The 10,214-nt window shown below is 70.9% G+C and carries 9 protein-coding genes and 1 pseudogene; 2 read left to right on the top strand and 8 right to left on the bottom strand.

What is annotated here, in order from left to right; translation table 11 throughout:
• From C8P66_RS23050 to C8P66_RS23025, 6 genes are all read right to left on the bottom strand, one after another.
• The coding region (locus tag C8P66_RS23050) for a transposase (RefSeq protein WP_146423047.1) at positions 1–326 on the bottom strand (326 nt) is incomplete at its 3' end.
• Between the two features lie 383 nt (positions 327–709).
• Complete coding sequence (locus tag C8P66_RS23045; protein ID WP_111400630.1) at positions 710–2,683, bottom strand: nucleotidyltransferase family protein; 1,974 nt, start codon at positions 2,681–2,683, stop codon at positions 710–712.
• On the bottom strand, positions 2,680–3,387 hold the full coding sequence (locus C8P66_RS23040; RefSeq protein WP_111400629.1) for a glycosyltransferase family 2 protein: 708 nt from the start codon (positions 3,385–3,387) through the stop codon (positions 2,680–2,682). Before C8P66_RS23040 ends, C8P66_RS23045 begins: the two co-directional genes overlap by 4 nt.
• Complete coding sequence (locus C8P66_RS23035) at positions 3,387–4,118, bottom strand: glycosyltransferase family 2 protein (protein ID WP_111400628.1); 732 nt, start codon at positions 4,116–4,118, stop codon at positions 3,387–3,389. The genes C8P66_RS23040 and C8P66_RS23035 overlap by 1 nt, the downstream gene beginning before the upstream one ends.
• Positions 4,115–5,056 carry a hypothetical protein gene (locus C8P66_RS23030; RefSeq protein ID WP_158537364.1) on the bottom strand — a complete coding sequence of 314 codons (942 nt, stop codon included), beginning with the start codon at positions 5,054–5,056 and terminating at the stop codon, positions 4,115–4,117. The genes C8P66_RS23035 and C8P66_RS23030 overlap by 4 nt, the downstream gene beginning before the upstream one ends.
• 65 nt (positions 5,057–5,121) lie before the next feature.
• Positions 5,122–5,553 (bottom strand): PqqD family protein, encoded by a 432-nt coding sequence (locus tag C8P66_RS23025; protein ID WP_111400626.1) that lies wholly within the window; start codon positions 5,551–5,553, stop codon positions 5,122–5,124.
• 510 nt (positions 5,554–6,063) lie between these two features.
• On the opposite strand from C8P66_RS23025, the gene C8P66_RS24855 reads away from it, so the two are divergent.
• Complete coding sequence (locus tag C8P66_RS24855) at positions 6,064–6,612, top strand: polymorphic toxin type 50 domain-containing protein (protein ID WP_408882275.1); 549 nt, start codon at positions 6,064–6,066, stop codon at positions 6,610–6,612.
• Positions 6,563–6,799: pseudogene (locus C8P66_RS24850) on the top strand (type I restriction-modification enzyme R subunit C-terminal domain-containing protein); the annotation flags it as partial. The gene C8P66_RS24855 and the pseudogene C8P66_RS24850, both read left to right, overlap by 50 nt.
• Positions 6,800–8,027: 1,228 nt before the next feature.
• On the opposite strand, the gene C8P66_RS23010 reads toward C8P66_RS24850, so the two are convergent.
• Complete coding sequence (locus C8P66_RS23010; RefSeq protein ID WP_111400623.1) at positions 8,028–9,002, bottom strand: ribose-phosphate diphosphokinase; 975 nt, start codon at positions 9,000–9,002, stop codon at positions 8,028–8,030.
• 561 nt (positions 9,003–9,563) lie between these two features.
• Positions 9,564–10,139 (bottom strand): CDP-archaeol synthase, encoded by a 576-nt coding sequence (locus tag C8P66_RS23005; RefSeq protein ID WP_111400622.1) that lies wholly within the window; start codon positions 10,137–10,139, stop codon positions 9,564–9,566.
• Positions 10,140–10,214 lie beyond the last annotated feature (75 nt).

Raw genomic sequence — 10,214 nt, 5'->3', positions numbered from 1 at the left:
GCCTCGCGCCCGGCCCGCTCGCGATCATGCATGACCAGGTGGTGGTTCAGGCTTTCGAACACCCCGCCATCGCGCAGCCGGGCGAACCAGCGATAGATGGTCCGCCACGGCGGGAAGCTGTCGGGCAGCAGGCGCCAGGCACAGCCCGCGCGCAGCACGTAGAAGATCGCGTTGATGATCTCGCGCTGCGGCCAAGCCCATCGGCGTCCCTGCCGATGGCGCCGCGGAAGCAGCGGTTCCAGTAAACGCCACTCGGCATCGGTGAGATCACTCGCATAGCGCAAGCCCGCGCGGCTATGTTGCCGCCGGGTGGTCGGGGTCCACATCGAAAACTCCATCACAGGTGTCGCAACCCGTTGGAATCACGATTGCCACCGGCCATCCACCCCAATGCCGGTCATACCAAAAGCGTTTCGAAACAGGCTCTAACAGGCTGCTGAAGAGCGACGCTTGGCTCCGGCGAAACCGCAATGTTCGGCAGGAATGAATCCAAAGGCGCTGCGTGTTGAAGGATTCATTCGTGTTGCGCGATCGCCGCAAAACAATCGGTCGCCGCTTGCTGGCGAAGGTTCTTTTTCAGCAGCCTGCTAAAACTCCGCCGCCACCTCCCTGACTTCGTCAATACGTACAACTTCGGCCGCCGATTGAAGGCTTGAAAGGCCTCACGCCCTATGAGGTCATTTGACCGACTGAGCTCTGAGACACCCTCTCAGCCGGCGCCCAGCGGCACGAGGCGCCTCAGCATCAGCCCCAGCGCCCGCCTATCCTCCGACAGACGCAGCCCGCGAGGCGAGGTAGGCCGGGCGATGCGCAGCCGCAGCTCCAGCACCGCGCCCGGCCGCGGCGGCAGCGCCAGCGTCACCGCCCCTCCCGGCAGCAGGCCGGGCGCCGCCGCCCCACCCTTCAGCGGTAGGGTGAAGGCGCCGGCGGGCATGTCGTCCAGCAGCAGTTCCACAGCCTGGCCCGCGGCGCCCGCGGCAAAGCCGGAGGCGATCTCCAGCCGCAGGCCGGTGGGGACATTGCGCTCCGGCAGCCGCAGCCGGAGCCGTGCTTCCGGCCCCAGTGTCCAGCGCCCATCGGCCTCGGCCTCGCCCCAGCCGGACCAAGCCATGGCGGCAACGGCCGGATCGGCCAGCAGCAGCGGCCGGTCCAGCCACGGCAGCGCCACGGGCTCGCCCCAGTCGAGGCGCTGCAGGTGCAGGCCCAGCCGGCGCTGGTCGAGGCCGCGTCGCGCCCGCTCGCGCAGCCCCGGCAGGCCCTCAAAGCGGAACAGCAGCGGCAGGATGGCGGTGCCGCGCCAAAGTAGCGGCACGCCCTCCAGCGCCCAGACGTCCGGCAGCGGCTGCCCGGCTTCGCAGCGCCAGAGGGTGGTCGTGCCGCCGGCCCAGAGATGCGCGGTGAAGCCCGGCGTTTCGGGAAGATGGTCCGGGAACAGCCGCAGGCGCAGCGGCAGCGGCTGGCCGGGCGGGGCGGCGATACGCATCAGCAGCAGCGCCGCCTCGCCATCGGTCCAGCGGCCCTGCGGTTCCGGCATGGACCAGCCATGCCGGAAGGAGGCGGCCCCGGCATCCTGCGACAGGTCGAAACCGCCGGGGGGCAGCAGCGCCAATGCCTCCGGCGGCGGGGCCTGCCGCAGCGCCCGGCGCAGCACCGCCGACGGCACCCCCGCCGACAGTGGCGGCACGAGCGCGGTGCCTCGCGCGGCCTGGCCGCGCCGCCGGGACCAGCGCGCCAGCGGGCCGGGCGCGATGCTCTGCCGGGTCGCCACCTCCCGCCATTGCAACGGCTTCCAGCGGCGCGGCGGCAGGGCGCCCGCGGGCAGCGTCAGCCGGGCGACCTCCGCCACCAGCCCCAGCGCCGCCGCGGCCCAGGCCTGCAGCCGATAGCCCTGGCACAGCGCCTGGAACAGCGGCCAGTCCCAGGCGGCCGGTTCGGCGTGGCGCAGCAGCAGGGCGACCTCCGCCACCCAGTCGTGCCGGGCGATGACGCTGTCGTGGAAGGCATGCGCCAGCAACACGAAGAGATGGTCGGTCAGCCCGGCAATGCGGCGTGTGCTGCCGAGGAAGGGCAGGCTCTGCGCCCGCGCCGCCACGCCTGCGGCATGGCCGGGATCGGCGATGGCCTCGGCCGGCCGCCAGTGCAGGTCGATGCAGCCGCCGGTGCTGTCAGTCAGCCCTTGCGCATGGAAATGCTGCAGATCGGCCGCCGTGACCAGCGCCGGCGGGGGGGCCTGCCAGCCGATCGCCCGCAGCGCCGCCATGGCGGCGTGCAGCTGCTCCGGCGGCAGCAGCAGATCGAAATCTCCCGTCGGGCGGCCCGCGGCGGCCTCCGGCCAGCGGGCCAGCAGAGCGGCGCCCTTCATCAGCACCACCGCAACCCCGGCGGCATCCAGGGTCAGCAGCGCCTGTTGCAGCGCGCGCCGCCGCAGCGCTCCGGTCAGCCAGACATGCTTGGCCTGGCCGCGCAGCCAGCCGAGCCCCGTACCCTGCAGTTGCGGGTCCTGCAGGCCGGCGCGGCGGAGATTGGCCTCGAGCAGCGGCACCAGCCGCAACTCGCGCCCCTGCATCTCGGCCGGGTTGGCGAAGGGCTGCCACGCGGCGAAGGCGGCGCGGGCCTCGGCCGGCTCGCGCAGGCAGGCTTCCAGCAGCCAGCGCTCGCGGTCGGAGAGCAGCGGCACCGTCATTCGCGGGCACTCGACGGGGCCGTGCCGGCGCGGCGCGCGTCCAGGAAACTCTTCATGGTCAGCAGATAGTCCGCATGCTGCCGGGGGCGCTCGCGGCGGCTCATATTCCCGGCATGGATGCGGCGCAGGCAGACCAACTCGGGCAGCATGGCCCAACGGAAGCCGCGGGACTGGGCGGCGGCATACCAAGCCAGGAAATCGGCGGCCTGCCGCGCCTCGTCAAAGCCGCCCAGGCGCTGCAGCGCGGCACTGCGCAGCAGCAGGGTGGATTTCACCAGCCCTGGTCGCGGCGCCAGTGGCACGCTGCGCGCCAGGGCGGCGCTTTCGGCCGCGGGCAGGTCGGGGCTCAGGAAATTGCGCATATGGCCGAAGACGCCATCCAGCCCCGGTCCGGCCAGCAGCGCCGCTTGCTGTGCCGCCAGCTTGCCCGGCAGCCAGAGGTCATCGGCATCGAGGAAGGCCAGCGCCTCGCCCCTTGCTCGGCCGGCGGCAGCGTTCAGCGCCGCGGCGACGCCGCGATGCGGCTGGCGCAGCAGCGTGACGCGCGGCGCGAAGCCGGCCAGAATCGTCGGCGTGGCATCGGTGGAGCCGTCATCGACCGCGATCACCTCGAAGGGCGGCGGCTGCTGCTGCAGCACCGAGCCCAGTGCGTCCGGCAGATAGGGCGCGGCATTGCGGCAGGGCATCAGCACGGAGATGCGCATCAGGCCGCCCCCCGGCGGCGGCGCAGCACCGCGGCCTGCATCGCCGCAAGCAGGGCCGCGCCGGTCAGCGCCGCGGCGCGGGAGCGGTTGTCCCCATGCTGGCGATAGACCAGCGTCGTCGCCTCGATCGTCGCGACGGTGGCGCCGGCCTCCAGCAGGCGCAGGTAGAGGTCGATATCCTCGGCCCGGTCGCGTGCCGGCCGCATGCCGCCCACCGCCTGCCAGAGGCTGCGCCGCAGCAGCCCGCTGGCCAGCAGGAAGGGCAGGTGTGCCCCATCCGCCTGGCGCAGCCGGGCATCGAGCGTGCCGCCCGGCAGCGCCAGGATCTGCAGCCGGCCGCAGAGCAGCCCGGCCTCCGGGCGGGCGTGCAGACCGGCCAGCAGCGCCGCCTGACGGCCGGGCGGCCAGAGGTCGTCATGATCCAGGAAGGCCAGCCAGGCGCCGCGCGCCGCCGCCGCCCCGGCATTGCGCGCGGCGGCCGGCCCCAGCGGTGCCTGGCGCAGCAGCCGGGCCGCCGGATCGGCGCGGCGCACGCAATCCGCCGTGGCGTCGGTGGAGCCGTCATCGACCACGATCAGCTCCTCCACCGGCGGCTGCTGGGCGCGGATGCTGCGGATCGCCTCGGCGACCAAGGCGGCGCCGTTGCGCACGGGCAGGATGGCGCTGATGCCCAGGGTACCGCTGCCAGTGCCGCTACCAGTGCCGGTGCCGGTGCCGCCAGGGGTGCTCATGCCAGCAGCGCCCGCAGCGCCGACAGCGCGGCAGGGAAATCCGGCCCGGGATCGAAGCGCCGCGCCGGACCGGTGCCGCCCAGCAGCCGCAGCAGCTTGCCGGTCCGCGCCGCGGCATGGCCCGGGGTGGCCACGGCGGTGGTCGCGGCCAGCCCCTGCAGCAGCGCGCTGCGCGTCACCGGCGCCAACAGCGGCGCGGCCGCGCCCCGCCGCTCCAGCAGCAGCAGCGCCCCCAGCGGCGCGCCGCCAATGCTGCCACGGCCGGCGAGGGACAATTCGTGGCGGCGCTCGCCCTGCTCCTCGGAGATCTCGCGGCGCGCCGGCAGCAGGGCTGCGAACTGCGCCAGCATATCGTCGCGCAGCCGCGCCGTGGCATAGAGCGGCGCCACGGCCGGTCGGTCATCGGTGCGCAGCAGTACAAAGTCATCGCCGGCGAAGCGCCAGCCTGTGGCCAGTCCGGCCAGGGACAGGCTGGTCTTGCCGGCGTGCCCGGCGCCGGCCAGCAGCACCGCGCGATGCCCCGCCCCGGCCCGGCAGGCGATGGCGGCGCCATGCACGGCGATCCAGGGCGTCTCGTCCAGCATCGCCTGCAGGATCGGCAGAAAGGGGCGTGACCGTTCCCAGGCCGGCACCGCGGCGGGGTCCGCCACCCAGTAGAGCGCCTGCCGGCGGCGCCGGTCGACCATATGCAGAACCGGCGCATGCCGGCCCATCCAAAGCGCATAGGTATCGGCATCGGCCAGCAGGCGCATCTCGCCGCCGGCCCCGGCCGGCACCTGGGCCGGGGCCGGTGTTCCGGCGGCCACCGTCAGCTGCCAGTCCTGCACGTCTGCGACAGGCGGGTCTGCATCGGTCTGCTGGACCGCCAGGGCATCACCGAAGATCGCCGCCAGGGCGGGGCTGGCGAAATCCAGATGCAGTCGCAGCGGACCCAGCACCAGGCAGCGGCGCAACGCGGCCCCCTGTTTGGCAAGGGGCGCCGGAGGCGGGGCCTGCACCGCGCCTAGCCGGCGCCCCCCAGGGTCTGGGGCGCCAGTGGCCATCCGGCCTCGCTGACCTCGTGGATCGGGTCGACCAGCAGCAGGCCCTGTAGGTCATCGAACCGCTCGAGCAGTGGTGTCACAAAAGCCCACGGAGCGACCCCGGCTGCCGGGGCAGGGGCAGGGGATGCCGCCGGCGTCAGTAGGGCCTCTGCCCGCAACTGTCCCAGCAGGCCCCCGATGCTGGCTAGGATGCCGGGATCGCCGCCGAATGCGGTGGCGATTCCCCGGGCGCTATGGCCTTCGGCCAGTGCCGCCCAGATCGCCGGCGCTGAGCCGCCCAGACTGAAGAAAATGCCGGTGTCCAGATTGGCCACCACCATCTCATCGCCGAAGTCGCGGAAGATGATGCCGGTTCCGGCAGGGCAGAAGGCGGTGTCGAGATCCTGGTCCATCTTGACATCTCCAAAGTTGCCACTCGATCTTTTGCCAAGGTCGGGGTTCAGGCAAGTCAAACATTCCGGCGGAGGGGTCTTGGCCCCGGGGGTTAGGCATGGCCGGCCCCGCTTCAGCTTGCTCCTGCATACCCGGCCGGGGCGGGCTGCCCTGCCAGATAGCGCCGTCACGACGCACGGGCCACACAGCGCGACCGCTACATGACCTTGGAAACCATCACCACCGTCAGCGATAGTCCCGCCGTCAGGCTGCCCGCCGTGGCATCCTGACGCGGCGGCTCACACCGCCGGGGGCATCGCTCTGTAACGACCCATGAACCGGACCTCCTCGCAATATGAAACGAGGTCCGGTTCCAAGTCATAAATGTCTCTTTCGCGATTCCGGGGCTTCCCCGAGTGCCGCGGCCGCATTCGCGCAGTCAAAGAAAACATGGAAACTTGGAATCCTTGGGCAGCGGTGGCTTTCCCACGCTCGGGGATGCTCCCGCCGACGGCGACATCGACGAAGCCATGCCTGCCTCTACTCGCGGAATAGTACCCGTTTTACTGGCGACCACCCGAGGCAACCCGACGCTGGTCCAGACCCGCGGGGGGGGACGTACTTTCCCGACGATACGGTTCCTTGACCGCCGAAGGAGATGCCCCATGCGGGGATCGAAGCCAGAGCCCGGACCGATGTCCGTCCCTGGCGTGACGTTGGCGCTGCGGGCGGCGGAGGGCGACTTGGGGCGGAAGACGGCCGCACCCAGGGTAAGCATCAGCCAGGGCGCAACAATCACATACCAGGCCGCAGCGATTGCTCCGGATGTCGATCCTCAGGAGCTTGTCGATCGCTTCGCGCATCGGGGCGAATCAGTGAACGGCCGCCCACCAGGTACACCTGATGCGAGGGAGCGGTTCGATACAGGTGACCAAGTGATTGGCACCTTCCGTGACCAACAAGGCCGATCTGCACCGACAACGCGCGGCACCATTCGCTATAGTGGGAGGGGCACCGTGCATGTTGTGCCTGCGCGACTTCACCCGCAAGGCCCTGCGCAAGCACTTCGCCAGCCTTGATGCCTTCCTTCGCCGCTGGAAGGGTGCCGAGCGAAAGCAGGCGATCATTGACGAAGTGGCGGCCGAGGGTCTTCCCCTTGCCGCCATTGCCGAGGAGATCGGCAAGGGCCTCGATCCCTTTGACCTGATCTGCCACATCGCCTTCGACCGCCCGCCGCTGACCCGGCGAGAGTGGGCGGAGAATGTGTGCGTGCGCCGCCGCAGCGGAACGTGGCCAGACGGGCGAGAAGGCTCCTTGATCCCCGTCAAGGCCCAAGAGACAGACAGATCGCGTCGCGGTGATTGGGCAGGGGATCGGGACAACAGAGCCTCCGGGGCGCGAACCGACCGTCGCCCTGGCGATGCGCGATCGCGGCCTTGCAGGCTTCCCACCGGGCCGAGCATGATGCGCACCATGCCGGGCAAAGCGATGCAGGACTGCGCCGGGACCGACCTGGCCCGGAAGCTCGCCGTCCTGCGCTCGCCAGCATCCTATCCGGAAGCGCCGCGCGCCGTGGAGGTTCGGGAGACCCACATGTCCTGGGTCTTCCTGACCGACGGTTTCGCCTGGAAGCTGAAGAAGCCGGTCCGCCACCCCTTCCTCGACTACCGCCGCCTCGAACAGCGTCGTCACTTCTGCGAAGAGGAATTGCGCCTCAACCGGCGATTGGCGCCTGACGTCTACCTCGATGTCGTGCCTCTTGTCCGCCGTCCGGACGGCGCACTCATGCTAGGTGGCGCGGGCGAGGCGGTGGATTGGCTCGTCCGGATGCGACGCTTGCCGGCATCGCTGATGCTGGACGTGGCGCTGGAACACGGAACGGCCACGCCTGTCGCCGTCGCGCGAGCGGCCGACCATCTCGCTTCCTTCTACGCCTCCGCTCCGCCCGCCGCCGCGGGAGAGGAACCCTATCTCGATCGGTTCCATCATGAGATCACCCTAAACCGACAGACGCTGCACGATGGCGCCTACGGGCTGCCGCACGAGGCAGCGGCGCGGGTGCTCGACACCCTGGAGGGCTTCCTCGGCGAGGAGCGCGACGCCCTGCTCGTGCCGCTCCGTGCGGGCCGCGTCGTGGAAGGCCATGGCGACCTCCGCCCGGAACATGTCTTCCTCGGCGAGCCGCCGGCGGTGATCGACTGCCTCGAGTTCGACCCGAAGCTGCGCCTGCTCGACCCCTTCGAGGAGGTTGCCTTCCTGGCGATGGAGTGCCGGATGCTGGGCGGCTCCTGGGCCGGCGCGGCGTTCCTGCGCCACGTCGCGGGCGCGCTCCGCACCCGGCCCGGCGCCCGCCTGTTCGCCTTCTACACCGGCTTCCGCGCCTGCCTGCGCGCGCGCCTCTCGATCGCACACCTGCAGGAGCCGGAGCCGCGCGAACCCGCAAAGTGGCAGCCGCGCACCCTGCGCTATCTCGGCCAGGCCGAGGCAGCCTGCGCTAGGCTGCGTCGCCTTCCACGAGTTCGGTGATCGAGCCACCCTCATGCAAGCGCCGGATGGCCTCGGCAAAGAGTGGAGCGGCCTCCACGACCTCCACACGCGAACCGAGCAGCGCCGGCGGCAATCGGAAGGGCGGCACGCTGTCCGAGACGAGGCAGTGCGAAAGGGCGGGAGAGGCGATGACCTCCGCAGCATTCCCGGTGAACAGGCCATGCGCGGCGACCGCGACCACGCGCGCCGCCCCTTGTGCAAGGCAGGCCTCGGCCGCGCGCAGCATGGTGCCTCCGGTGCTGATCAGATCGTCCACGATGAGCACGGTGGCGCCAGCGACCTCGCCCGCCAGCAGGTTGCCGCTGACCACGCCGGCGCTGCGCCGCTTCTCCATGAAGGCGCTGCCGACCTCGCGCCCGAGCCGCCGTTCCAGCTGCTCGCGGAAGATCTGCGCGCGCTTCACCCCGCCCGGATCCGGTGAGGCCACGATGAGCGGCCCATCGAGCGAGGCGAGGCGCGGCACGAACAGCACATGGCCCCCGAGATGCACGGTACGGCAGCGGAAGGCATTCTCGAAGGCGGCGGGATTGTGCACCTCGAGCGTCACGACAGCATCTGTGCCGACAGCCTCGAGCAGCTGTGCGACGTAGCGCGACGTCACGGGATCCCGCGGCTTGGTCCGGCGGTCCTTGCGGGCATAGGCCAGGTAAGGGATCACTGCGGTGAGCCGCGCCGCCCCGGCGTCGCGCAGCGCGCCGAGGAAGAAGAGCAGGCGGCAGAGCTTGTCGTCGGGGCTCTCTTCCGGCCCGCCGTGGAGCGACTGCACCACATAGGCATCCGCCCCGCGAACGCCGGCGAGCGGCCGCGCCTTGTGCTCGCCGTCCTCGAACCGGCGCTCCTCATGCGGGGCGAGCGGCAGGCCCAGCGCGGCGGCGACCCGCTCGCCGAAATCGCGGCTGGCATCAAGCGCGAAGAGCTTCATGACGATCGCCTCCTCGCGTCGCGCGGCAGCGAAGCCGCAGGATGGCTGCCGATGATCGGGAGCAGCACGTTATGTCGCCCCCTCCCTTCGCGCCAGCCTTGTCGCAGCAGACCGAATTGTTCGCTGACCTGTACGAGCTTCGGATTGCCCGCGCCTATCGCAAGGTCGGCATGGCGCAGGTGGCGGGCGCGCCGACATCCTCTGCGCCGGCCCACCACTGTCCCTGGTGGTTCCACCTTCCGCGCAGCTCCATGGCACCATCCACGGCGGGTGATTCACCGCTTCACCAGCTCACTTCGGGACCGTTGGCCACCTCGTCCACGCCGAAGAGGTGCTAGGCGCCGTTCTCGGCGAGGCGGCGCTCCCGTGGATGCGCGTCTCGTTGCGCGCACGCACGCGGCGCTCTTGCTGTCCGAAGTCATGGCCGGGCTGTCTCCTGATACAGGCAAGTCTGCCCCGCCCTGCGGCGCTCGATCTTGCGGCATCTCAAGCGTCGGGCCGGCACGGCGCGACGTCGGGAAGATTTCCGTGAATGGACGGCCGGGATCCGCGCGACGCTGCTCAGATCCAGGATTGGTTCAATCCCACGGCGCGGCCCAGGGCATGAATGACAAGATGCAGCGCAACCCCTGCGACCAGGGTGGCGAGGATGCTCATGACCGAGAACTGCAGAACGGGGATGGCGAAGGCGATGGCGCCGAGCAGCCAGTCGATTTGATCGAAGGGAAACCATGAGCGTCCGGGCGGGATGCCGACCCGGCGCTTGAAGAAGCTCTTCACGAGGTCGCCGGTGAGGGCGCCGCATCCGATCCAGGCGCCGAACAACGGCGAAAGCTGGCTGGAATCCGGATCAGCAAGGATCCCGCGAAGGTCCGGCGCGCGCTGCAGCACCGCGAAGGCTGCGGCGCCCGCGACCACGCCGGCGGCCATGCCCCGCCACGTCTTATGGTCGCCGAACAGGCGTTTACCGCCCAGGCTGCGGCAGAAATCGACCGGCCGGTCCCAGGACGGCAGCAGCCACGCCGCGACGACCGGCGCCATGTTGGCGGTGCCTGCCGGGACAAGGAGCCAAACCGCTGCAGCCAGCGCCGAGGCGAGCCCCCCACCTTCCCACTCGCTTGTAACTCCTCCACTCATCGCCGCGCCTCCTGGCTAAGGTTGCGCGTCGGTAGCTGGGAGAGGGTCGCCGCGAGACGCTTGGGGGTCATTCCC

The organism is Humitalea rosea, from assembly GCF_003253705.1.
In the GTDB taxonomy this organism is placed as follows: Bacteria; Pseudomonadota; Alphaproteobacteria; order Acetobacterales; family Acetobacteraceae; genus Humitalea; species Humitalea rosea.
Note: the sequence above shows the minus strand (reverse complement) of the source record. Positions and strands in the feature narration are given on the sequence as shown.